22 protein-coding genes are annotated in these 24808 nt (G+C 43.9%); 13 read left to right on the forward strand and 9 right to left on the reverse strand.

Translation table 11 applies throughout. From position 1 onward, the window contains the following. Window positions 1-275: 275 nt before the first annotated feature. A complete protein-coding gene (gene tnpC, locus BLU80_RS14010; protein ID WP_091398774.1) occupies window positions 276-1712 on the reverse strand; it encodes an IS66 family transposase in 1437 nt (478 codons plus the stop codon). Between the two features lie 164 nt (window positions 1713-1876). Here tnpC and BLU80_RS14015 point away from each other — a divergent pair, with 164 nt between their 5' ends. The 11 genes from BLU80_RS14015 to BLU80_RS14060 all read left to right on the forward strand — a co-directional run bounded on the left by BLU80_RS14015 (window position 1877) and on the right by BLU80_RS14060 (window position 15380). Then, window positions 1877-2362 carry a helix-turn-helix domain-containing protein gene (locus BLU80_RS14015; RefSeq protein WP_091398775.1) on the forward strand — a complete coding sequence of 162 codons (486 nt, stop codon included), beginning with the start codon at window positions 1877-1879 and terminating at the stop codon, window positions 2360-2362. A 276-nt stretch (window positions 2363-2638) separates the two neighbouring features. Then, window positions 2639-6028 (forward strand): isoleucine--tRNA ligase, encoded by a 3390-nt coding sequence (ileS, locus tag BLU80_RS14020; protein ID WP_091399707.1) that lies wholly within the window; start codon window positions 2639-2641, stop codon window positions 6026-6028. Window positions 6029-6032: 4 nt separating this feature from the next. Continuing rightward, entirely contained in the window at window positions 6033-6959 is a 927-nt protein-coding gene (locus BLU80_RS19895; RefSeq protein WP_244518932.1) for a TraR/DksA family transcriptional regulator, read from the forward strand. A 161-nt stretch (window positions 6960-7120) separates the two neighbouring features. Further along, a complete protein-coding gene (locus BLU80_RS19575; RefSeq protein WP_170831246.1) occupies window positions 7121-7270 on the forward strand; it encodes a hypothetical protein in 150 nt (49 codons plus the stop codon). Window positions 7271-7390: 120 nt separating this feature from the next. Then, window positions 7391-8302: a 5'/3'-nucleotidase SurE gene (gene surE / locus BLU80_RS14030; protein ID WP_091399709.1), complete on the forward strand. Its 912-nt coding sequence runs from the start codon at window positions 7391-7393 to the stop codon at window positions 8300-8302. After that, entirely contained in the window at window positions 8299-8595 is a 297-nt protein-coding gene (locus tag BLU80_RS14035) for a hypothetical protein (protein ID WP_091399711.1), read from the forward strand. The genes surE and BLU80_RS14035 overlap by 4 nt, the downstream gene beginning before the upstream one ends. 90 nt (window positions 8596-8685) lie before the next feature. Beyond that, window positions 8686-9297: a DNA-3-methyladenine glycosylase family protein gene (locus BLU80_RS14040; protein ID WP_091399713.1), complete on the forward strand. Its 612-nt coding sequence runs from the start codon at window positions 8686-8688 to the stop codon at window positions 9295-9297. A gap of 111 nt (window positions 9298-9408) precedes the next feature. Next, complete coding sequence (efp, locus tag BLU80_RS14045) at window positions 9409-9975, forward strand: elongation factor P (protein WP_091399715.1); 567 nt, start codon at window positions 9409-9411, stop codon at window positions 9973-9975. A 209-nt stretch (window positions 9976-10184) separates the two neighbouring features. Next, window positions 10185-10676, forward strand: a complete 492-nt coding sequence (gene accB / locus BLU80_RS14050) for an acetyl-CoA carboxylase biotin carboxyl carrier protein (RefSeq protein ID WP_091399717.1) — start codon at window positions 10185-10187, stop codon at window positions 10674-10676. Between the two features lie 316 nt (window positions 10677-10992). Continuing rightward, window positions 10993-12336, forward strand: a complete 1344-nt coding sequence (gene accC / locus BLU80_RS14055; protein ID WP_091399719.1) for an acetyl-CoA carboxylase biotin carboxylase subunit — start codon at window positions 10993-10995, stop codon at window positions 12334-12336. A gap of 167 nt (window positions 12337-12503) precedes the next feature. Then, on the forward strand, window positions 12504-15380 hold the full coding sequence (locus BLU80_RS14060) for a DEAD/DEAH box helicase (RefSeq protein ID WP_091399721.1): 2877 nt from the start codon (window positions 12504-12506) through the stop codon (window positions 15378-15380). Window positions 15381-15392: 12 nt separating this feature from the next. On the opposite strand, the gene BLU80_RS14065 is transcribed toward BLU80_RS14060, so the two are convergent. The 3 genes from BLU80_RS14065 to BLU80_RS14075 all read right to left on the reverse strand — a co-directional run bounded on the left by BLU80_RS14065 (window position 15393) and on the right by BLU80_RS14075 (window position 19579). Next, on the reverse strand, window positions 15393-18134 hold the full coding sequence (locus BLU80_RS14065; protein ID WP_170831247.1) for an outer membrane beta-barrel family protein: 2742 nt from the start codon (window positions 18132-18134) through the stop codon (window positions 15393-15395). Between the two features lie 431 nt (window positions 18135-18565). Continuing rightward, the gene (locus tag BLU80_RS14070; RefSeq protein WP_091399725.1) at window positions 18566-19030 is read right to left on the reverse strand and encodes a VOC family protein; all 465 of its coding nucleotides are present in this window, start codon (window positions 19028-19030) and stop codon (window positions 18566-18568) included. A gap of 96 nt (window positions 19031-19126) precedes the next feature. Beyond that, window positions 19127-19579, reverse strand: coding sequence for a VOC family protein (locus BLU80_RS14075; RefSeq protein WP_211481858.1), 453 nt, complete (start codon window positions 19577-19579; stop codon window positions 19127-19129). A 742-nt stretch (window positions 19580-20321) separates the two neighbouring features. Here BLU80_RS14075 and BLU80_RS14080 point away from each other — a divergent pair. Both BLU80_RS14080 and BLU80_RS19745 read left to right on the forward strand, forming a co-directional pair. Beyond that, window positions 20322-20759, forward strand: a complete 438-nt coding sequence (locus tag BLU80_RS14080) for a hypothetical protein (protein WP_091399727.1) — start codon at window positions 20322-20324, stop codon at window positions 20757-20759. Window positions 20760-20901: 142 nt separating this feature from the next. Next, window positions 20902-21207 (forward strand): hypothetical protein, encoded by a 306-nt coding sequence (locus BLU80_RS19745; RefSeq protein WP_211481859.1) that lies wholly within the window; start codon window positions 20902-20904, stop codon window positions 21205-21207. A gap of 1018 nt (window positions 21208-22225) precedes the next feature. Here BLU80_RS19745 and BLU80_RS14095 read toward each other — a convergent pair. The 5 genes from BLU80_RS14095 to BLU80_RS20145 form a co-directional block, all read right to left on the reverse strand. Further along, window positions 22226-23212, reverse strand: a complete 987-nt coding sequence (locus BLU80_RS14095; RefSeq protein WP_091399732.1) for a type II toxin-antitoxin system HipA family toxin — start codon at window positions 23210-23212, stop codon at window positions 22226-22228. Then, a complete protein-coding gene (locus tag BLU80_RS14100; protein ID WP_091399734.1) occupies window positions 23209-23538 on the reverse strand; it encodes a HipA N-terminal domain-containing protein in 330 nt (109 codons plus the stop codon). Before BLU80_RS14100 ends, BLU80_RS14095 begins: the two co-directional genes overlap by 4 nt. Beyond that, window positions 23535-23756 carry a helix-turn-helix domain-containing protein gene (locus tag BLU80_RS14105; protein ID WP_091399736.1) on the reverse strand — a complete coding sequence of 74 codons (222 nt, stop codon included), beginning with the start codon at window positions 23754-23756 and terminating at the stop codon, window positions 23535-23537. Before BLU80_RS14105 ends, BLU80_RS14100 begins: the two co-directional genes overlap by 4 nt. A gap of 144 nt (window positions 23757-23900) precedes the next feature. Beyond that, entirely contained in the window at window positions 23901-24251 is a 351-nt protein-coding gene (locus BLU80_RS14110) for a hypothetical protein (RefSeq protein ID WP_091399737.1), read from the reverse strand. A 186-nt stretch (window positions 24252-24437) separates the two neighbouring features. Then, window positions 24438-24563, reverse strand: a complete 126-nt coding sequence (locus BLU80_RS20145; protein WP_211481862.1) for a type II toxin-antitoxin system YoeB family toxin — start codon at window positions 24561-24563, stop codon at window positions 24438-24440. Window positions 24564-24808 lie beyond the last annotated feature (245 nt).

Genomic DNA, 24808 nt, shown 5'->3' on the forward strand with positions numbered 1-24808 from the left:
TGTTACTGCTCAGGAGGGTAATTAACTGATTATCAACAAATTTATTCTTAGCAAGGTGTTTTAAATTGAATCGTGTTGTGCAACTGAGCCTCGTGTAGACTGTAGTCTTGAATTCCATTTCACTAATACTAGCATTCCGACTATTGATTTGGTTATGTCGTACCGTTTCTCTGCCTGTGACAGTCTTTTGATTTTTACATACCAGCAACGCCATGCTTATGCAGTTTATTAGTACTGCCCGAGGATGACTTGGTAGGTTTAAAATAGATGTTGGATTAATTGAACCGTGCGCTGATAATTTTTACCAGCTCTTCGTGGACATTTTTTGACTGCTTAATAGCAGTGTCTATGACAGATCTGGCAGTAGCATAATCTTCTGCACCGTTACCGGAATTAAATTGGCCGGAGACCTTTATTTTGACTTTTACATTTCTGATACTTCGTTCGGCCCCGTTGTTGTCTGGAGGAACTTCTTTATCCGGATATTGCAGAAACAAAAATACTTTTTCCTTGTGTTTATTGAGCCGCTTCCACAAGGCGGGTATTTTCCCAAGCGCTTCTGATTGGTCCTGGTCTAGCAGTTTGGTTAGCCGATTATTAATTCTGGTAGTCCGGTTTGGAGTTGTTCCATCCTTATGCAATTTTATGGCATCCTTTATTAGTTTGGTTAGCTCCTTTGGCCACTCAATTTCAGGGTGGGCCTCGACAGCGGCCTTTAGTTCCCGTAGCAAATGGACATTGCAGATCTGGTGGGCGGCTGCCGGTGTAGCTAATTGCATGGATAAGCAGTCATGCACCAGAATACTGTAAGGAAAGCCACCCGGGAAGAATGTTTCCTGGGCAACCTGACCTCTGGAAGGGTGTGCACCAATAAAAGTGTAAGAAGTGTTCTGGTAAGTGTGCATCCACCATTTCCTGCCGTTCACGGTGGCACTGGTTTCATCAGCACCAACAACCTTAGATTTTTTCAGATCTTCTTTAATCTCATTAATTTTTCCTTCGCTATCCACAGCAAACCTTTTAAGCATATTGGCAACGGTACCTTCACTAATGCGTATTTTGTATAGGTCCCACAGCAGTTCTACTATTCTTCCATAAGGAATATACTGGCGGACTGATAAATTAACAACCAATGCACTGATATTGGGGCCGTAGTTAACCATCCCCTGGACGCCCCTGGGAAAGGCTCCGCTGTTGCATTTACCGCAGGAACATTGCTTTACAATGCTTTCATGGTTGATCAGGACCGTAGGAGCAATGCTGATATCTACAACCTGATGTATTTGTCCCGGTTCTGCGGTAATCCTTTTCAGAGATTTGCCACAATCAGAACAGATCTCTGGAATATGGGACACCACCTCATCAGGCTCATCCATACAAAACAGTAATGTACTGCCTTTGTGTCCTGGCTGTCCACCCGTCTTTTTCCCGGATTTCTCCCTGAGATTGACAGGGCTACGTTTAGGCTTATACAGGTCCATTGAAGGAGGTCTGGAACTGTTTGAGCTATTTTTCGGCAACCTTGCGATACGGAGTGCTTCCGTAAGCGCTTCTATCTCTTTGGTCTGTTTCAGCTCTTTCTTTCTTAGATGGGCGTTTTCCCGTTTTAACTGAACCCGTTCCCATTTAATGGCTGCTATTTCTTTGGCTTTTTCCTTAAGCTGTCTTTTATCGTCCTTAAGCCGCGCTTTTAATGACAGATTCTCTGTCATTAACCTTTCAGCCTCTAAAGCGTGCTTACAGACCTTGCGAGACCTGCTCTGGACTTTCCTGGTGCTCCTTATGGTAGTAATTGTAGCGATATGCAAATATATAACGTCATATATAATATACAATGTAAATTAGAAGATTATTTGTAAATTTGCATATACAGCGAATGAAGAAACTAGTAATACATAACCAGTCTAAAATCAAAAAACAGATACTAAGCTATTTTCAAAGCACTGAGGATCTGAAGCTCTCGTATAGACTGCATTGCATCCTTATGTTGATAGAAAATGAAACATTAAGTTGTGAAGATGTCGCAAAACTGCACGGAACTACTCCGCAGACCATTGCCAGATGGATTCATGCATTCAATAAAACCGGTGGCGACATAAGCGTGCTAAAAGATAAAGAAAAACCTGGAAGAGCACCAAGGGTTAGCGAAGTTCAATTAAATATCATTTCAGACGTTCTAAAGAAAGACCCGAGAGAATATGGAATAAAGGCTGACAGGTGGGAAGGATCCACTTTATCTGAATTGCTAAAACAGAAATTCAATATTGATCTAAAAATTAGACAGTGCCAGAGAATAATGAAGAAATTAGGGCTTGCGAATAAAAAAGGCCGTGATTGGTCTAATAGACCTCCTGAGCAGTAACTGATTATTTAATGTATCTGGGATTTTACTTGGCAGTTTAAATCGTAAAATATCCTTAACTTTGCACACATTTTAAGGGAAGAAAGCATAAAATGGTTCGCAAAGCAACTTCAGGCGGTTTTCTGCTAACACTTACCTTGAACTAAAATAAGCAAACAGGGGCCTTAAAAAGCCTTATCAGAAAGCAGATAAAAGAAATTTAAGCGCAGTTCTGTGGTCTTGTCGCCCGCCTTGAAATAAGCAGCAACATAGGCCGCAACTGATACCTAATTATATATGGCACAGGAAAATCGTTATAAGGAGTTTTCAAAACTGGACCTGCCCGCAGTAGAGCAGGCCATGCTGAAAACCTGGCAGCAACAACAGGCATTTGAAAAGAGTATTACTTTAAGAGAAGGCGCTCCCAGCTTCGTATTTTATGAGGGACCTCCTAGTGCCAATGGTATGCCCGGTATCCATCACGTTATTTCCAGAACCATCAAGGATATGGTATGCCGCTATAAAACCATGAAAGGTTTTCAGGTGCGCCGCAAAGGCGGCTGGGACACCCATGGTCTGCCCGTTGAATTAGGGGTAGAAAAGGAGCTGGGTATCACCAAGGAAGATATCGGCAAAAAGATCTCTGTGGAGGAGTATAATAAAAAATGCAGGGAAGCCGTATTGCGTTATAAAGACAAGTGGGATCAGCTGACCACGCAGATGGGATATTGGGTGGATCTTAAAAACCCTTATATCACCTTTGATAATAAATATATCGAGACCCTTTGGTGGTTACTGTCTAAGTTATACAAAAAAGGGTATTTATATGAAAGCATCAGTATCCAGCCTTATTCACCCGCGGCCGGTACCGGCCTAAGTTCTCATGAACTGAACCAGCCGGGTACTTATAAGGATGTAAAGGATACTTCTGCCACGGTTATTTTTTCAGTCGTAAACAACGAACATGCCAAAGCGCTTTTTGAGAAAAGCGCCGGCCGGCCGGTAGGGCTGATGGCCTGGACGACCACGCCCTGGACCCTGCCTTCCAATCTGGGACTGACCGTCGGGAAAAACATCGACTATGCCTTAATTGACAGCTTTAATCCCTATACCGGAGCGCCGCTTATGGTAGTGGTGGCCGAGGCACTGATCGGCCAATATTTTAAGCCGGAAGGTAAGGACGCGGATTTTAATAGCTACACCCCCGGAGATAAGATAATTCCCTGGCGTGAGGTAGGCAGCTTCAAGGGTAAGGAACTGGAAGGTATCCGCTATGAACAGCTGATGCCTTTTGAAGCCAACCATACAGAAAACCCGAATGCTTTCAGAGTCATGCTGGGTGATTTTGTCACCACCGAAGACGGTACCGGTATTGTGCATACTGCGCCTGCCTTCGGGGCGGATGACTATAAGGTCGGTCAGAAATACGGCATCGGTATTCTGATTATGGTGGACCGTGAAGGGAAGTTTATAGACGGCATGGGCTCCTATAGCGGCCGGTATGTCAAAGATTATAAGGACGCTCCGGGTTATGTGGATGTCAATGTAGATATATGCGTTGAACTGAAACAGGCCGGCAAAGCCTTTAAAATCGAAAAATACGAGCATAACTATCCACATTGCTGGAGAACCGATAAACCCATATTATACTATCCTTTAGACGCCTGGTTTATCAAGACCACAGCGCTGAAGGACCGGATGGTACAGCTCAATAAAACCATCAACTGGAAACCTAAATCCACCGGTGAAGGCCGTTTCGGCAACTGGCTGGAGAATATGGTGGACTGGAACCTGAGCCGTTCCAGGTTCTGGGGAACTCCCTTGCCGGTCTGGCGTACGGAGGATGGTAAGGAAGAACGCTGTATCGGCTCCATTGAAGAACTGCAGTCCGCCATTCAGCAGGCCGCAGATACTTTGGGTGGGGATGTGAACAGGAAATTTCTGGATTCAGGGATACTTGATCTGCATAAACCGTATGTCGATGAAATCATCCTGCTCTCTGCATCAGGCAAAGCCATGAAAAGGGTGCCTGATCTGGTAGACGTATGGTTTGACAGCGGAGCCATGCCGTTCGCGCAGTGGCATTTTCCTTTTGAAAACAAGGAAGTTTTTGCTGAGAATTATCCGGCTGATTTTATCTGTGAGGGTGTGGATCAGACCAGAGGCTGGTTCTATACCTTACATGCCATCAGCGCCCTGCTCAAAGAAGAGGTATGGGAAGAACTGCAAAAAGACGGCTTTGAAGTCTCAGAACAAAAATATCCGGGTCTCGCTTACCGTACCGTTGTCTCCAACGGCCTGGTACTGGATAAGTATGGTAATAAGATGTCCAAAAGACTGGGCAATACCATCGATCCTTTTGATACTATTGAAAAGTATAGTGCGGATGCCACCCGTTGGTATCTGATGACCAATACCTCTCCCTGGGATAACTTAAAATTTGATTTAGCAGGTATTGAAGAAGTGCAACGTAAGTTCTTCGGTACCTTATATAATACCTATCAGTTCTTTGCGCTGTATGCCAATCTGGATGGTTTTTGTTTCAAGGAGGCGGCCATACCGCTGGAGCAGCGTCCGGAAATCGACCGCTGGATTTTGTCTGTACTGCATTCACTGGTACGACAGGTAAATATACAGATGGACGACTATGAACCGACCATTGCCTTTAGAGCGGTGGACAATTTTGTAGGGGAGCAGCTCAGTAACTGGTATGTCCGGCTCTGCAGAAGGCGTTTCTGGAAAGGGGATTATGGCGTGGATAAGATCTCTGCCTACCAGACCTTATATGAATGTCTGGAAACCTTGACCCGCCTGATGGCTCCCCTTTCGCCGTTTTTCAGCGATCAGCTGTTCAGAAACCTGAATGCGGTTACCGGTCAGTTTACGGTAGAAAGTGTCCATCACAGTGATTTCCCGGTAGCGGACGATTCCAGGATTGATCCCGCACTGGAAGAAAGGATGCAACTGGCCCAAGACAGTGCTTCACTGATTTTGTCCTTACGTAAAAAGGAGAATATCATCGTTCGTCAGCCTTTACAGAAGGTATTGATACCCGTACTGGATGAAAGCATGCGTGCCCAGCTCTCCAAAGTAGAGGACCTGATTAAATCCGAGACCAATATCAAAGAGGTCGAGTATTTAACGGATGATCACGGTATTATTAAAAAGAAGATAAAGGCTGATTTTAAAGCGCTGGGCAAACGTCTGGGCGCCAAAATGAAGCAGGCAGCCGCCCTGATTGGTCAGTTCACACAGGCGCAGATAGCAGCGTTGGAGTCAAAGGGGCAGTTGGAACTGGACCTGGATGGGGAAAAAATTACCCTGGAAAAAAGCGACGTGGTGATTTCGGCAGAAGACGTACCCGGATGGAGCGTCGCCAGTCGCGGTCAGCTGACCGTGGCGCTGGATATCACGCTGTCAGAGGAATTAAAACAGGAAGGAATCGCCAGAATCTTTGTCAACAGAATTCAGAATATCCGTAAGGAACAACAATTTGAATTAACCGACCGGATTTTTGTGGAAGTGCTTGATAATAGTAAAATTAAAGAAGCGCTACAAAGATATAATGATTATATTTGTTCTGAAATATTGGCAGATCGGTTGTCATATGTTTCAGATGTTAAAAACGGAACGGAAATTGATATAGACGATAATAAGCTAATAATCAAGGTCCAAAAAAACAGTTAGAAGTATGCCTACAACGAAGAAGACTGCTGATAAAAAAACTGTAAAAGCTGCAGCTACCGCAAAACCTGCAGCCAAGAAAGCAGCACCCGCTAAAGCACAGGCCGCCGCCAAAAAAACGGCGCCCGCTAAAAAGGCGCCTGCTGCCGCAAAACCTGTGAAATCAGCTAGCAAACCGGCGACAAAACCGGCGAAGTCGTCCACTGCCAAGCCAGTGGCTAAACCGGCTCCGAAAAAAGCGCAACCGGCCGCTAAAGCACCGGCTAAAAGTACTGCAAAGCCAAAGGCTGCAGCCAGCCCTGTTAAAAAAGCACCGGCTGCAAAACCCAAACAGCCCGAGGCTGTGAAAGTGGCAGCCCCCAAACCTATTTCCAAGCAAACAAAAAGTAAAGAGAGTATATCTGTGGCAATAAAAAAACCGGTGAAAAAGAAGGTCGCGCCCCTCAAAGAGGTGAAGGTACCTAAGACAAGCGTAAAGACCAGCAAACCTTATGAACCCAATTACCAGCCGCTGGAAGACAGAAAAGCCGCGGATGGCGCAAATGAACTGATGATTCGTTATTCAGATGCGGAACTGGAAGAGTTTAAGGTGTTGATTAATAAAAAACTGGCAGATGCCAGTCGTGAAGTAGCCTATCTGCAGGGGATCATTACCCGTAAGGACGATATGGGCGGCGATGTCGATGGTCGTTATATGACCATGGAAGACGGTACGGTCAGCATGGAAAGAGAGCAAATGTCCCAGATGGTGAGCCGTCAGATTTCCTTTATCGATAACCTGAAAAAAGCCTTGATCCGCATTGAGAACAAGACTTATGGCGTATGCAGGGTTACCGGTAAATTAATCGATAAGGCCAGACTGCGCGCTGTGCCGCATGCGACCCTGAGTCTGGAAGCTAAGCTGGGGATCGTTAAACCAAAAGAAGTAAATTAATTTATACCAGAAAGCAGCCAGATAGTAAACCGGCTGCTTTTTTATTGTAAGTGATTTATTTTAGGCAAGGGGTAGGGACAGGCCATGGAACCCTTCAATATTCTACATTCAACAGATAGGCCCCGGGGCCTATCATCAATTAAATATAATATTATTAATGTATGGAAGAGTTATTAGAAAGATTAAAACAGGAAGCAGGGTTAGACGATCAGCAGGCTACAAAATCCGTAGAAGTCGTCAAGGATTTCGTAAAAGAAAAATTTCCGATGCTCAGTGACGCTGTAGATAAAATATTTGCAGCCAAGAACTAAGTATCCGGCGGTAGCAAGACCGCGCAGCTGTTATCCGCAGGTGCAATTTTTTGTGCATCAGCGGATAACGGTTTTTTACCTCTTAAAGTTGCCCGTTATTACCTGCGAAAGGAAAATGCCATGACCAAAAAACAACCCCAAAAGCAAGCCCCAAAAGCCAGCAAGGCCAAACAGGAAAAAAAGTCAACAGTTACCAAAAAGCAGTCTGCGTCATCAAAAGCCAAGGCTAAAAAAGCAGTGGCTAAGTCTACTCCTAAAAAAGGCAGCCGACCTGTTATCTTAATTACCAATGATGACAGCATCCATGCGCCGGGCATAAGAGCCCTGGTTGAAGCAGTCAGCCCGCTGGGTGACGTAATTGTGGTGGCTCCCGATAAACCGCAAAGCGGAATGGGACATGCCATTACCATCGGCTTCCCCTTAAGGCTGTCTAAAGTAAGTATTTTTGATAAAGGGATAGAGAGCTACACCTGTTCCGGGACACCGGTTGATTGTGTGAAGCTGGCTGTGGACAGGGTGCTGCACCGTAAACCGGATATCTGTCTGAGCGGCATTAATCACGGTGCGAATCACTCTATCAATGTGATTTATTCCGGGACCATGTCGGCCGCCCTGGAGGCCAGTATTGAAGGGATACCCAGTATGGGGTTAAGCCTGCTGGATCCCAGCGTGGAAGCTGACTTTGAAGGCGCTAAATTATACACCAGAATGCTGGTAGTGCAGGTGCTGAACCAAAAGATGGACAAGCATTTTTGTCTGAATGTAAATTTTCCCGCTGTTCCGGCGGATTTAATCCAGGGCGTGAAAGTATGCCGGCAGGCCTATGCCAAATATGAAGAAGATTTTGAGGAGCGCACTGACCCGACGGGGAAAAAATATTATTGGCTAACCGGTGAATTTGTTAATTTTGATGAGCAGACGGATACGGATGTCTGGGCATTGGCTAATAATTATGTCAGTGTGGTACCTGTGCAGTTTGATCTGACCAATTACACTTTAAAGGAAACGCTGAAAAAAACACTTACATCTTGATATTTAAAAAAGATAATGTAAAGCTGGGCATACTGATCGGTTTACTAGCGCCTTCGATTGGTCTGTTGGGCTATTATCTGGTGAAGTTCTACCCGACCTTTTCCTTTAGGGAATATATGGTGGCCATTTTTCAGAATAAATCCGTATTGACCGCCGTTTCCAGTATTTCTTTAATGGCCAACGTAATTATATTTACCTTTTATATTAACCGGAAGATTGATCAGACCGCTAAAGGCATCTTTTTGATTACCTGTATTTATATTCTGGCGGTCCTGGTCTATAAGATTACCTGAATCCCGCAGGCATCCTTAAAACAGGGGTTAACGGGACCTGTTCGGTAAATCAGCCTTTCCTTTAGCTGCCTACACTAAATGAACCTTTCAATGGAGTATTTTAGTCACCTGCAAAAAGATAGAAAACTTAGAAAAGTGCTACTCAGTCCGCTACCTCCTTTAAAACTGCAACCCAGAGCGGACATAAGACTGATGCAAAGTATTATGAGTCAGCAGCTGAGTACCACGGTTGCCCGGACGCTTCATCAGCGATTTTTTGCACACTGCGGTTCTGATAAACCGGACATTCGCTTTATTGCTCAGATGGATCCCGCGCTGCTGCAGGCCATTGGCCTGAGCCGGGCAAAAACCAGCTATATCCTGAATGTCGCCCAGTTTTTTACACAACACAGCATTACCGACAGAAAACTAAGAGCCATGCCTTCAGAACAGATCATAACCCTGCTCACCCAGATTAAAGGAGTGGGCCGCTGGACGGTAGAGATGCTGCTGATGTTTACCCTTGCCAGAGAAGATGTATTTGCCGTAGATGATCTGGGGATACAACTGGCGATGACGCAACTGTATAGGCTGGAGCGACCGCTGAAAGGAAACAGGCAAGACTTTAAAAATCAGCTACTTAGCATCAGTGAAAGATGGAGTCCCTATAAAACCTATGCTTGTCTGCATTTATGGCGTTTTAAGGACAATCCACCCTTGTAGCCAAAGGCCCGGAAAATGGCTAATTATGAAAAAAATAGCCCCAATTTGCTTCCTAATCACTACATTTGCCTCTTATAAACGTTTAAAATAATAAAATAAGTAAAAAATTTTATGGCTACAACTTCTGATATCAGTCGTGGTTTAATCCTGAAATTAGATAACAACCTTTACTCTGTAGTAGAGTTCGGAGAAAACAAAACAGCCCGTGCCGCTGCCAAAGTATGGGCGAAACTAAAAGGGGTGGATAACAACCGCACGATTGAAAAGACCTGGAATAGTGGAGAAACCATTTTTCCAGTCAGAGTAGAAAAACACGCATTCCAGTATTTATATAAGGACGAGACCGGCTATAACCTGATGAACAATGAGACATTTGAACAAATTGTTCTGGCCGAAGAAATGATTGATGCGCCTCAGTTCTTAAAAGATGGCAGTGAAGTAAATGTATTTATTAATACGGAAACAGATCAGGCCATCGGAGCAGAATTGCCTGAAAAGATTGTTTTACTGGTAACTTATTGTGAACCAGGTCTTAAAGGGGATACCGCTACCCGTGCCACTAAACCTGCCACCCTGGAAACAGGCGCCACCGTCAATGTACCGCTGTTTGTAAATGAAGGAGAGCTGATCCGTATCAATACAAAGACCGGTGATTACGTTGAAAGAGTAAAGGAATAGTCCGGGTATTTAAACCGACAGATTTATTTTGCAGAGCTGGGTAAAAATTGGTCCGCAAAAACGGTAGGGCATTTTTACCCCGCTTTCGAGTACCCCTTATTTTTTAGGATAAATTAGCAGTAAGCTGACAAAAATCACGTATTTTTAAAAGTAGAAATATCCCGTAATTTTCAATTTAAATTGTAATTATTCATAATTAATTATTAACCATGGAATATAAACAGATCCAGGAACTTATCAAGACCATTAACAAAAGCAATATCGGAGAGCTTTCCATTGAAGAGAAGGATTTTAAAATCACCATTAAACAGAAAAAGGAAAACATCCAGACTTTTGTCAATGCGCAGCCTATTCAGTCTAATTTTCTGCCACAGGCTCCTCAACCTACCAGCCTGCCGCAGCAAGGTGGAGCACCTGCAGCACCGGCTGAAAAGAAACCTGCAGCTGCTGATACCAGCAACCTGGTGGCTATTAAAAGTCCGATGATCGGTACTTTTTATCGCCGTGCTTCTCCGGATAAGCCATTACTGGCTGAGGTAGGTCAGGAAGTTAAACCCGGACAAGCCGTTTGTATTATCGAGGCCATGAAACTGTTCAATGAAATTGAAAGCGAAGTTTCTGGTACGATTGTAAAGGTATTGGTAGATGACGCCTCTCCTGTAGAGTTTGATCAACCCTTATTCTTAGTAGAACCTAATTAATAAAAGTAGTGCCCGGCCCTGAGACCTGGCCTGTTTTTTTTAGCAGCGCCCCGGTGGGAGCGGAAAGCAGAAGATTAGAAGCGTTATCATAATAGCCATTTTGGCCTTGCTGCTTTTTTGACCGGTTCACCTAGCCGTCACTGCACTTGCTCTTTTTTTGGGACGTTCTACCTGTATTTAAAGGATCAAAAGATGGTAAGGATATGGTGTTGGCTCCTGATCAAGGCACGAACTGTTTTTGTAGGCAGGGGCTTAATCAGCCGCTCGCTATAAAAGTCAACGCGGTATCTCATTAATTTATGACCAAATTCAAAAAATGTTTAAAAAGATATTAATTGCCAACCGTGGAGAGATTGCCTTAAGGGTCATTAGAACCTGCCGGGAAATGGGCATTAAAACGGTTGCTGTTTACTCCACTGCAGACAAAGAAAGTCTGCATGTTCGCTTTGCAGATGAGGCGGTGTGTATCGGGAAGCCATCCAGTATGGATTCTTATCTGAATATCCCGCATATCATGGCCGCAGCAGAAATTACCAATAGTGATGCGATTCATCCGGGATATGGATTCCTGGCTGAAAATGCCAAGTTTGCCCAGATTTGTAACGACCATGGCGTTAAATTTATCGGACCTACAGCGGAGATGATCAACCTGATGGGAGATAAGGTGACTGCTAAGGACACCATGATCAAAGCAGGCGTTCCGGTTGTTCCCGGTGTGGAAGGACTATTGGAAAGCCTGGAACATGCCATTGAATCTGCCAAGATTGTCGGCTATCCTGTTATCCTGAAAGCTACCGCCGGTGGCGGAGGTAAAGGGATGCGCGTAGTCTGGAAAGAAGAGGAGATGGAGAAAAACTATACAACGGCAAAAATGGAAGCTGCCGCCTCCTTTAAAAATGACGGGATTTATATGGAGAAGTTCGTAGAAGAACCACACCATATAGAAATCCAGGTGGCCGGTGACCAGTTTGGTACTGTCTGTCACATGAGTGAGCGTGACTGTTCCATCCAGCGCCGTCACCAGAAACTGGTAGAAGAATCACCTTCACCGTTTATGACGCCGGAACTCAGAGAAGCCATGGGCCAAGCAGCTATTAAAGCCGCCGCCTCCATTAATTATGAAGGGGTGGGCACCATTGAATTTCTGGTAGACAAACATCGTAATTTCTATTTCATGGAAATGAATACCCGTATTCAGGTAGAACACTGTGTTACGGAAGAGGTGATCAATTTTGATCTGATTAAAGAGCAGATCAAAATCGCGATGGGAGAGAAGATTTCCGGTAAGAATTACACACCTGTAATGCACGCTATTGAGTGCCGTATCAATGCGGAGGATCCTTATAATGACTTCAGACCATCTCCCGGAACCATCAGAACATTAAATACACCGGGTGGCCATGGAGTACGTGTGGACAGCCATGTTTATTCAGGTTATACCATTCCTCCTTATTATGACTCTATGATCGCTAAGCTGATCGCAGTTGCCAGAACCAGGGAAGAGGCGATTGATACCATGTACAGGGCCCTGAGTGAATATGTAATAGAAGGCGATGGCGTTAAAACGACGATTCCTTTCCACTTACAGTTGATGCAGGATGAGCATTTCCGTAAAGGAGAATTCACCACTAAATTTATGGAGTCGTTTAAAATGAAATAATAAGCCGGGAGTAACTTCCGGATTTTAAACGGTTTATTTGTATGATTAAAAGAGGATAAGCCACTATTCTGGAATGGATAAGTGACGCTATCCTCTTTTAATGTTAGGTCCATTTCGTATTACCATGACCGTCAGGTACCGCAAAATATGAATACGCAGCATTAAATATGAGTTCACAATTAGAGCTGGCCCTGTTATGGGAGCCAGAAAACTTGGAGAAAAATATGGGTTACTTTTCCTTTCTGTCTATTGTGACAAATGGAAAGGTAACGACCTATCGTAAAGGAGATATTGACCGAAAAAATATTAAAAACCTGAGGGCGGGCTTTTCTTCCACCTATAATGATTTCCTGGAATCCATCGGCAAGGAAGTTAATCAGCAGAAAATAGGGGCGGCTCAGTTTATGCTTAAAAAGTCGGGCGGTGACGCGGGCATCCGCAAACTGGTGGCAGAGCAAATCAGCAAGCACACTTATGAACAGGTAGAACGCTTTGCCCGTATGCGGCATGTCATGCGGCATTATCAGTGGGTAAGTGATGAAAAGACTAAAAATAAAAAACTACAGGCCTGCGAGATAACGGATCATAAATTACCGCTCCATTTTGAGCTGGCCAGTCGCGGGGGCCGTTATTACGCGGTTCCCTTTGTAGAAATAGAAGGTCAGACAAGAGCGCTCCAAAAGGAAGACCGGTATGCATTTATGGTGCCTGGCATTCACAAGGGTGTCTGGCATTTTCTGGCCTATAAAGATTACAAGACACTATGCTGGCTGGAAGAAATGGAGCAGAACCCTCAGAACCTTTTGGCAGATAAATTCTCCACGCTGATTCTGCCAAGGCTGGAACAGGATTATCAAATCATAAAAAACGGGCATTTTGACATCCAGGAAGTGCGCTGCGCACCTGCCTGCAGTATTCAGCTCTCCGAGCTGAATGACTCCTTTTTGGTCCTGATGCCTAAATGGAGCTATGATCACCTGCTGGTGGATGGCGGATTTGAAGCAGTCAGGGAAATCCGTCATAAAGGAGCCCTTTACCGCATTTACAGGGATCAGCAGGCAGAAGCGCAGTTTATCCATTATCTTGAAGGACTGCACACCGGCTTCCCCGCCCAGGCTAAAAGAGGCTTTTATTATCTTTCCTTTGCCGAGGCCAGAAAGCGCCAGTGGTTTTTAAAAGCCTATAGAAAGCTGCTGGATGAAAACGTGCAGATTACGGGACTGGATCAGTTGCGTAATTTTAAATACAGCCCGCATCCGCCCACTACCACCCTGCGCCTGATTAATAGCACAGGGGCAAGTGTAGCGTTGGAGGTCAAAGTTTTTTTTGATAAGGAACAGGTGCCGGTATTAAATATCCAGAAAATGCTGCTGGCAGGGCAGCATAATGTGCTGCTCAAAGACGACAGCATTGCTGTTTTTCCCGAAGACTGGCAAATGGAATACGGTCTGTTTATCAAGCATGCCCAGATTGAAAAAGATAAATTATTATTACCCTCCTGGCTGTTCTGGGAGGTACAAAATAAAAAGGAACAGACCCGGGAAATCGCGGGTAAAATCCTGCCGGACAGCTGGCGCAGTAACTGGAAAAAATGGCAGCAGAGTGAAGAAGTGTTATTTGAGGTGCCCAGGGCGGTGCAGGCCTCTTTACGGCCTTATCAACAAAAGGGATATGAATGGATGGTATTGCTTTCTGAAATGCAGGCAGGTGCCTGTCTGGCCGATGATATGGGACTGGGTAAAACGCTGCAGACCATCTGCTTTTTAGCCAGGCAGTGGGAGATTGCCCCCGACAGAAAAAGCATTGTTATCTGTCCGGCGTCCTTGCTGCATAACTGGGAACAGGAAATGAGTAAATATCTGCCCGGTAAAAAAAGTTGTGTCTACCGGGGGCAGAACAGAGATTTTGATGAATTTCTGTCAGGCAGTGCGGATCTTTTAATTGTCAGTTATAATACGGCCAGGCAGGATATCGACCGCTTAGGTGCCTACAGCTGGCAGGTGGCCATTATTGATGAGAGTCATAATATTAAAAATACAGCGGCCAGCATTACCAAATCCGTAGGGATGATCCGGGCCATTCAAAAAGTAGCGCTCAGCGGTACGCCCGTCATGAACAATACCTCTGATCTGTATGCCCAGCTTAATTTTGTGCTGCCCGGACTGCTGGGCACCAAAGCTTTTTTCAATAATGAATATGTGGTGCCCATTGACCGGGAAGCAGATCAGCAGAAAATGCTGGCTTTAAGGAATCTGACCAGCCCTTTTATTCTGAGGCGCACCAAGCGTCAGGTCGCCAAAGACCTGCCCGACAGAACGGAGTCTACGCTGTGGTGTGAGATGAATGAAGCGCAGCGCTTTTTTTATGAGGAGGCGAAGATGAGTATCAGGGATAGCGTATTTCTGGATGTGAAAAATGAAGGACTGGGCAAAGCCCGGTTCAGTATCATTCAGGGACTACAGCGACTGCGACAGATCTGTAATGCGCCCGTTCTTTTAAAGGACGCCACTGAGCTGGTGCCCCAGGAGTCCATAAAAATAGATTATCTGGTGGAGATGCTGCAGGGTATACGGGAGGAAGGCGCCAAGGCGTTGGTGTTCTCACAGTTTACCGGCATGCTGGATCTGATTGCCGAGGCTTTTAATAAAAACGGGATAGATTTTTATCATTTTGACGGGAGCACACCTACGGAAAAGCGTCATGAGATGGTGAGCAGTTTTCAGGAAGAGTCGGATGGTAAAACGGCTTTTTTAATCAGCCTGAAGGCAGGCAATGCCGGTTTAAACCTGACTGCCGCCCAGTATGTGTTCCTGGTGGACCCCTGGTGGAATAATGCGGTGGAACAGCAGGCCATCGACCGGACTCACCGTATCGGTCAGCAAAACCATGTATTTGCCTACCGGATGATTTGTAAGGATTCCATAGAAGAGAAAATTCTGGCTATCCAGCAAAAAAAGAAAATGCTGTCCGATGAGCTGATCAGTGCGGAAGAAGGTTTTGTAAAACAGATTACGGAAGAGGAACTGATGTATCTGTTTAGCTAGCATTCACTGGCTTTAGACGTTCCGGCCGGCTCTGCCGCCACGGGCATGGCCGTCCCCGGAATTCCTGTTTTTATGACCAGAATGCGGCTGACTTTCACCAGCGTCTTCTTTTTGTTCAGCGGATTTACTGCCGCCAAAATGCAGGTGGAGATCCTTTAAGTTATAGGAGAAGGTAAGCAGAAAATAACGCTTGAAAACATCATTTTGGGTCTGCTGGATAAAATTATCTGACCGGACAAAATCCATACCGTTACTTTGATTGAGTAAATCCGTAACAGAAAGGGTGAGTTTTGCTGCTTTCTGAGCAAAGGATTTGGCAAAAGATATATTTAATATCGTGCTGTTGTTTTGTTGTTCTTTAGGCAGCCCTGCATACAGGGTGTAGTGGAAGCCGGCAGAGGATTCCCAGCCTGATTCACTGTACCAGGTGCCGTCAAAGGCAATAAGCTGATCAAAGTAGTTGCCATCTGTTGATTTACTGACCGAATAATTGGTCAAATGATAGGTAGGTCGGGTGGTCAGGTTAATATCCAGGGCTTTTTTAAGATTGGAACGCCATCTGAAAGTTTCTGAGAATACATGCTGGGTCGTATAATTTTTGACGCCGTCAATTAAGCTGACCATATGCTGGCGGTTGATCCTTGTCTGTAAATCCAGGTTAGATTCTATCCAATGGATGGGCAGGCCGACACCCAGATAGGCACTCATCTGATAGTTGCCGTTGATATTAACGGGGATCGAGTACTGACCGCCATTGTCCAGGCGGGTAACGGAATTAACCACGCTGTTTTCTGCCAGCTCAGCGTCTATCTTACCATAAAAAGACCGGCTGGTGACGCTGTCTCTGGTACTGTATTCAATAAAGGCGTTATGATTGAATCTCTGCTTGAGATCGGGGTTGCCGGCACGGATATATAATGGATTGGAATTGTCCACAATAGGCTGCATCTGACTGACGCTGGGCTGACTGGTTCTGCCGCTGTATCTGAATCTGAGCCGGCGCCATTTATTGAATTTATAGCTGAAGCTGGCCGTTGGGTATAAGTTGACATAGTCCTGATGGATGTCCGTGTTTTTTGTACGGTTCAGGCTGCGGACATTCCCCCACTGGGTACCCGAGCCAACGCTGAAACGAACATGTTCATCATGGTAACGGTAACTAAGCGTCGTGCGGGTAGACTGATAGGTATTGCCATATAAATTGGTGAGCACAGAATCGATATCCGTGTATCCCGAACTCAGCGAGTCATAGTTAAAGGCTCTCTGATCAGACTCGCTATTAGAGTAGGCACCGTTGAGCTCCAGTTGCAGCATATGATGCAGCCCCAAAGGTTCCGTATAGTCCAGATTTGCCCGGTAGGACGTATTATTGGCGGTATTGATAAATTTTCTGCGGGTGATTTCCAGGCTGTCCGCCACATAATCAAAGAGCTCCGTATTGCTGGTTCTGATCCGGTCATTGCTGTTGCTGTTCATATTAAGATCCAGGGAGATAGAACGGCCCCTCTTTTTGAACCGGTGGTTATAGGTGGCGGAAAGATTAAAATTATGCTGATTGCCGTCTGAACGTCCGGAATTCACGGTTTTGTTTTTAGGGGTCACCTGCTCTTTGTAAGCACTGTCAATGGTCGTCGTGGAGCTATTGGTATTATGATCAGAAGCGATACTATATCTTGGTCGGATGTACAGCTCATTGGTGGAATCAAATTTTGTTTCCCAGTCCAGATTAAAATTATGGTTTATCTGTTGATTCCAGGAGGACCTTACCGTGTTTTTATTAAAGACCGTATCATTGGTATAAAGATCCTGCCGCCAGGTTCTGGAGTCTCCGGATCCCATATTTTTATTCAGCATATAGCTGGCAGCTATTTTGGACGTTTCACCGATTTTATTACGGTAATTGGCTCCATAGGTAGAACCATGGTTTTTACCAACCCTGGCGCCCCGTGTGTTATCCGCTTTTGCGACAAAGGAGAGTTGTTTATCAGGACCGTATAAAAATGCTTTACCGTCAATCCGGTATAGGGGATTTTTTAAGCTGGCGTCTCTGCTACCAATGGCAACGGAAGGTCTGCCGAACAGACCCTTAAATTTTCTGCGCGTAACGATATTGATCGTGCGTATTCTTTCTCCGTCATCAAAACCGGTAAATTTACTCTGGTCTGTCTGTGCGTCATAGACCTGTATTTTTTTGATCGCATCAGCCGGCAGATTTTTAACGGCCATGGCAGGGTTGTCTCCGAAGAAGGGCTTCCCGTTTACATAGATTTTAGGGACAGGCTGGCCGTCAGACTGAACATTGCCATCTTTGTCCACTTCCAGACCGGCCATTTTACTGAGTAAATCCCCGGCTGTGGCATCCGGTTTTACAGTGTAGGCGTCGGCATTAAACTCTGTGGTATCACCGTTCATGGTGACTGGCCGTACGGCCGTCACTGATACCGTTTCCATATCATTATAATGGTCAGCGAGTGTTATCACACCTAATTGTACACTATCCTTTTGCTGGTCTACGCTGATATACTTGTGAAGGTTTTCATAGTTCTGCACCTGAATATCCAGTATATAGGTATCTGCAGTTAACCCGGTAAAGGAGAATTTTCCGAGGCTATCAGAAATCCGGTACAAAGCCTTCGCGGTATCACTGGCATGCATGAGTTTAATGGTTGCTCCCCGAACTGGTTTTTTTTGACTATCCTGGAACTGACCGTTTAGGATGGTGCCTTTTTTAGAGGCTTGCTGTGCTAGAAGCATAGGGTTTGCGGAAAACAAACAGCCTAACAACAGAAGGATGATCAATAAATGGGATCTTACTGAGTAGGGGGTCTGTTTTTGCTGCATCTTCTCTAAAGGCTGATTTATAGCTTGGTTCAGCCGGACGGGTCAAATTGCCAGCACTGCCAGAACTCAATCTTAAAACCGGATAATAATTTTATGAAAATAAATGTAACGAACTACGCTTAACGACAAAAAGTGTAAAAGCGCCTCTTAAGCCAAGAGATTAGACGAAGTGGGGACTGAAAGGTTTAATACAGTCCCTGTATAAATTTTCGGGGCAGTCGCCATCAATCCGGAAACTAGCCTGTTCACAGTACAATTGTCGATATAAAAATGGGCTCCGCTACCCGGGTTGTATCATAATATATTACCCGGCTCACGAAGCCCGCTCCAATACTGTATGTTGACTAAGCCTGTTCCAGGGTTTTGGCATCGAGCTTAACCATCTGCATCATTGCCTGCATGACCCGGTCAGATTTACCCGGTTCAGCACTTAGTATCCACTCGTTGAATTTTGCCGGTACTATTTGCCAGGCGATCCCGAACTGGTCGGTCAGCCAGCCACATTGCATGGTTTTTCCATTCTTAGACAGGTGGTCCCAGGCCTGGTCGATTTCCTGTTGGGTGTCGCAAAGCAGCATAATGGAGATGGCCGGGCTAAAACTAAATGCCGGGCCGCCGTTTAATGCCATATAGGAAATGCCTGCCATCTCAAAATTAATGGTGAGCGGCACTTCACTTCCTTGTCTGGGTGGTGCTGTTTTGGTATAAAATGTAGAGATGATTTTTACGTTTTTTATAACTTCGCTGTAATACGAAATGGCTTGTTCGGCATTGCCATCGAACCAGAGACAGATTGCAGAATGTTGCATAATATTATTTTTAGGGAATATTTTTTAGATGCTTCATAAATAAGGGACGGGTCATGAATGAAGATAGCGACAGGAATAATGTGTACTTTTTTGCTGCTAAGGTTTTTTTAAGGCCACACTGATCATCCATTGAACGCCGAACCGGTCGGTTAACTGCCCGAAAAGATCGCCCCAAAACATGGGCTGTAATTCTTGTTGTACGGTGGCACCTTCAGAGAGGCCGGAAAAAATATGCCTGGCATCCGGTTCACTATCTGTCCTGATCGCAATAAATTGCGTATTGCCCGGACGAAAACTCAGTTCAATGCCTTTACAATAAGAGTGAATCATGTCTGATGCCTGTAATATCTGTCCACCAGGCAACGGAAGGCAGATGTGCATTAATTTATCTTTTTCTGCCGGGTCTAGAGGGTGCTCAGGGTTCACCGGACTCTGATCTGCTTTTAATTGAAAACTAAAATCACCACCAAAGACAGATCTGTAAAAATCAAAGGCTTCCTGTGCATTGCCATCGAATATCAAATAGGGATTTAAAATCAGAGGTTGCATACATGAATTTTTTACGGTTAGAAAATCAGATTCCTTAAAGACAAACAGCGTAAGCCATTATCAAGCGCCGTGTTTATTCAAAGTTATGGCATTATCTGATATACTTCGACACCTTTTTACGGCAAAACAGAGGGGGGATTGCGACAAAAGCCGTATCTTCATTGAATCAAACCGATTGCCGCTGCTATGTCGTTTGTCAATTCAGACAGACCTCATGGAGTATTCTTATACAGTATATTATTAAGCTAAGTATGGAAATTATGATGGCTGATTTTATTCAATCGTCGAAAACGTACAGGCAAAAGTATAGATGTAATCACCTATAATATCTTAAATTTACCCAGTCAAATTTGGGTAACTGGTAAGGGAACAATAAAGTATTACTATGATGCTACCGGTAATAAATCACAAAAATTGACCATTGACAATGCGGTTAGTCTGACAGATACCAAAATCAACACTTATATCGTGGGTGCTTCTTTCTTAATGTCACACTTCAGTTCTTTGGCACACAGGAAGACAGGGAGAGGTCTAAAGCAGATAGTACCGGTTGATTATATGATTGTTTTTTAAAGGATCGTCTGGGGAATACCATGATGATGGTTACATCACAGGTATTGGCGGTTCGGTAACGGGAGCAGTGGATGGAGTTGTAAACACAATAGCTAACCCGATTGAAACAATTAGGGGATTGGAAAATTGGCTATTTCAAATTCAACTATAAAAAGCTGTCGATTATGGAATGAATTTATATTCACTGTATGCCCATTCCGGAAGTGATGCATTTTCAGTATATGCCATGGTAGCACATGCTTTTACAGATGCGGCAATTGCGTTCTCTCGTCCTTTAAAGGAAGGCGGGGTCGCTAAGGAGGGAGTATTAATGGGCAATGCATTTAAAGGGCTAGCTTCTATCGCTGACATAGGTAAAACAGGCGAAGCGCTGACCCAGGGTGTTCTTCTTATCCAGTTTAAAGGTGCGGAAATCTTAGCACAGGTTGGAATAGAAATGGAGGGTGCTACAATCAATGCAGATTTTGTTGTTGTACAGGATGATAAAGTGATTGCTGTATTTGGATCTAAAGTAAATGGAAGTAAGTTAAGTAACAGACAAAAACTGTTTTTAATGATGGGGATGTTGAGACATTTACAGGCAAAAATTCTGCTCGCGGAAATATAGAAGGTTTGAAAATTAATCCCTCGTAAGTGCAAACGGGAGTTTATCGTTGGAATTCAAAAACAGGTAATTTTATTTTACAGAATTAAAATATATAAAATGACACCAAAAGAAGTAATTCGGAGATTATTTGATTTTCTGACGATTGAATTTAAGGCTTTTTATTTTAAGCCATTATATAAACTGCAAGGATTTTATAGAAAACAAGGTTCTACTATTTTTTTTCTATGATTTGTTGATTTACAACAGAACAGCTATCAGGTCGGGAGTAAAAGGTTTTTTAATTGAACCGTATGCGACAATCCATATTTCTGAAATAGAAGAATATCATAATGAATTAACAACTAATGAAGCATACAAAAAAGATTGGAGTCATTCAACAATTGGCAATAGTGTTGCTAATTTGCTTGCTAATCCAGATGGTATAAATAGGAAAAAAATCAAAGTTTAAATCTTCATGTATTTGACGATGGGCATATTCCTTTAGTGGCAGAACAATTACTAAAACAGTTTAAAGAATTTTCGTTGTCTTTCTTTTTAAACAATAATTCAATTGCTAGGGCTGATGAACTACTTAACAAACATCCTAAAGAAGAATGTGTGTACATGAATAATGATAATTATCGCATAGTCAAAGGGATTATAGCGGCCAAACTTAATAATAATCCATACGTGGAAGAATTGATTAGTATTTATGAAAAAAAAATATTGAAATGGATATGTACAACGCTACCGAAGAAATGCAACGCCTAAAAGAAATATTACCTATAATAGAAGCATAAGAAATATTTTATAGATAGGCTATCATTACTATTGATTGCCTGTTGGATTGGAACGACCGGAATGGTGCATTTCAGGGAGGTGTATGACCTCTATTGCCCGGTAAGGGGAATAATTAGCCGAACGGCAAGGGGGCTGGGGTGACCCAGAATCTGAAGGAAGTCGCAAGCAAAGTGTTGATATGACGCACAGGAATCGTATGAGACTGTTTATCTGGATGAGGAAGTAAATACCTCTAAAGTTCGGCACTTACACGGAAAGATGGGCAGTAGATACGGCATGTATAAGCGTAAGCCGTCAACACCACATAATCAGTAAAAGACTCAACAGACGCAGTTTATCTGACACTCCCAATTGCCGCCTTAAAAAATTCTTCGATAATTTGTTTTTCTGTTCCATATTATAGGTTTAAAGTTAGAAAAAATGGACCAAATCGTCGACCGCTTCACCTTCCTGGGGAGCCTCTCAAAATCTACTTAAACAAAGAATTAAACACTACCTTACTAAAGATGCTTATCCAAAAATTGTCTACTCAAAATCCGTGTAATTTTACAAAAATGTGGGTCTAGAGTATCAAGTCTACGTCTGACTTCCGCCATACTTTTTATTAATGTTTCCGTACTGCTATTGCCGAAAATCCTGCTATGAATAAGCTGCTAAGACACGCACGTATGGATAACAGAAACGCCTTATGTCTTTACAAACTGCTTTAGCCTGCCCTGATAGGCCTGCCAGTAGTTTCGCTTAGTGGTATCATCTAGGAACGAGGCATATACCAATCGTTCTATCAGGTCACTCTTGGACATCATTTCATCTACCATTCTGTCAAAGATTTTCTTAGGAATACCGGCCCTGTCTGAGAGCAGGGAAAACTGATGCTGTATCTTCCCCTGCGCTAAATTTCTGGGTAACAATCCGTCATGTAGAGCGAAATCATTGTCCCTGATATGGATACGGCTGTTCATCAGATCATAGGCGGGACTCAGCTTATAGTCACCCAAAGGTGTCTCCAGCAGCGAAAAGTTCTTAAAATGTGCGTCGCCGTTGGAGAACAGGTAATTGAACATAATAAGCTTCAGCAACTTTGGCGCTTCAATGGCGTAGGCAGGTACGAACCGCTGCAACAATTCAAAAAGCTGCAGGTAATTCCCCTGATATTTATAATCCGTGCCGTGGGTCTGTGGCGTCCGACTCGCCAAGGACGCAAAATCGTCCTGGGCAAGTTTGCTGCCGTCCTTATTGCTGTCAAAACGTTTCGTTACGTATGCCGGCTGACCGTCAGCAAAGAAGATCAATGCGTTTTCTGCCGTATTGATACCATAGGCCTGCCTGGCTATCTGCATGGTCAGATGCTCATTTGCAGGCATCTGATCCCTGCGCCTTCCTGCATTCGGGATGGGCTTCAAGATATGAGAACCCTGTTCACCTTCGTTAATCAGTCTTAGCCTGTTTTTGTCCAATAGGAGCGAGAACTTCTCCTGAACACCAGAAATTGACATTATTTGCCGGTTCTGGTCAAATGCTTCCTCCAGATTGGGATCAGACCCAGGTGAAGCAAAAGGAAGTACATAATCAACTTTTTTTCCGTCGAATACCTTGATAAGACACTTACGGCTATAAGTATTGTAGCCCGGTGCTAAAGTTCCCGGACAATGCGTGATAACCGGTAGATTCATATATCGTTAATTTTTTGTACCCGGACGGCTCCGATAGCATCATTTTTGGCCGTAACCATAAGGAGGCCGAAATAATCATCGGTGTCGATCTGGTTAAGTTGGCAGATGACCTGTTTATTCGAACCCTCGGGCAACATGTTGTAAAAAAATGGAAAAAGGAAATCGGAATGATAAGGCTCCTGCTGTTTGGGAAGCCCAAGGGAGATCGGAGGTTTACCCGCATCTTCCAACCACGAAGTATCGTACTGAAAGGTAAATGTGCCGTCATCATGCTGGGTCAGAATGCCGGCGTGCTTGTTCTTGAATAATATTTTCGCGCTTCTCATATATTAGTTTTTTGTTCCTTTATCTTAAGTGTAACTTCCATCCCTAATGCACCTGCCAACTTCTGCAAAGTTGCCAAGGTCGGATTGCCCTTGCCGCTCTCGAACTGTTTCAATGTTCGCAATCCTACACCGGACAGATCTGCCAGTGTTTCCTGGGTAACCTGTAGCGATTCCCTGCGGGACTTTACTGTCTTTATTATCTTTTCTAAGTGTAACATAAGGCTCTTTTTTATGCAAAAGTAGGGATAAAAAATTATTATTCCTATTAAAAGTGCGTTATATGGCTCTTTTCTAATAGTAAGTTATGAGATAATTAAAACAATAATAAGTGCTTTTTGATGCACTTTTTTGATGGGTGTTTATTAAAGTTTAACCGTTTTGGTTATATAGTGCATTATAATGCATGGAGTAGCTTCCAGACGCTTTATGATAGGAGCGTCAAGATACTCAAGAAATCCGCCAGCTTCAAAGCCGTTCGCTACAACACCGGAAAGGTCGAGAAAGAGGAGGGAGAGCTGCTGCTCGCCCAAAACTTTGGTGTCCTCCGGAGGTTGGAAGATCTCCGGCCGCCATAAATACAGAGACCAGTTGTGTGATCTGGTGGCTGTAGGCCGCATGAGTTTTGAAAGAAGGTTTAAAAAAGCCACTCTGCAGCTACGTTCTTTGGCTATTCTTTTTTTTATTTTTTGGTAATTGCCTCTTTGTTGAGTCACTTTATTTTATCAATAGTTCCGAGAGCTAGGCAATTAATCAATAAAATTGAGAAATAAAAAACAAGGCTAAGATTATCAAATGTCTTGAAAATATCCAGTGTAGTTTTTATTGGAAAATCGTTATTCATAATGTCCATTAGCGGAGTGCACGACTACGGCATTTTCTAAAACTTAGTAAACCAATCGTTACTCCCTGTTAATCCTGCGTGACCATAGCACGGATAACGAGTGTTTGAGTGCTCCGGGGTTGCCTGTTCCGGAAAAAGGATGCTGAGTGTAAATTATGGAGCATGTTGACCACCATTCTGGGATGTTGCCCCACCTTTATTCCCTAAAACTCGCTACATTCGAAGAGGCAGGTGCTGGAAACACAGTTCAGAGACTGAACCGACGCGCCGGTGGTTGATTCTACGATTAGGGATTTTCTATTAACCTAAATTTGATAGTTACGCTATATCGTTTGATAAAGTTATCTGGAAAATAAATTGTAATTACCATACAAAAAATTCGGTTATACTAAATAATAAAGATTGTCGGCAGTTATTTTGAAAGGAGGA

The organism is Arachidicoccus rhizosphaerae, assembly GCF_900107765.1.
Classification (GTDB): Bacteria; Bacteroidota; Bacteroidia; order Chitinophagales; family Chitinophagaceae; genus Arachidicoccus; species Arachidicoccus rhizosphaerae.